Genomic DNA, 269 nt, shown 5'->3' with positions numbered 1-269 from the left:
CTAACTGCCAGTGAAAACAGTTAATGCAGTCTACTTCTATCACTTTCCCAATTTTTTAAAGAACAGTTCTGATCAAAGACCAGAAGTCAGGATTCGCGTTGGCGAACACTCACTTCTGAGCTTTTCAAGCAATCGTGTTAGTCAGTCGACTAAGGTGACGCGCATGGGCCACCAAGGAAATGGTGGAGCCAAGGAGGATCGAACTCCTGACCTCCTGCGTGCAAGGCAGGCGCTCTCCCAGCTGAGCTATGGCCCCATCGATTGGTGGG

At 50.2% G+C, this 269-nt stretch carries 1 tRNA gene; it reads right to left on the bottom strand.

Annotated elements, in window-relative coordinates:
- Positions 1 to 180 precede the first annotated feature (180 nt).
- Positions 181 to 256: transfer RNA gene (locus tag PVZ77_RS00005), tRNA-Ala, on the bottom strand.
- Between the last annotated feature and the right edge of the window lie 13 nt (positions 257 to 269).

Origin of the sequence: Pseudomonas sp. SHLD1 (assembly GCF_028640935.1) — a bacterium.
GTDB lineage: Bacteria > Pseudomonadota > Gammaproteobacteria > Pseudomonadales > Pseudomonadaceae > Chryseomonas > Chryseomonas aestiva.
The sequence above is the reverse complement of the archived record's forward strand: the minus strand, read 5'-3'. Positions and strand labels throughout refer to the sequence as shown.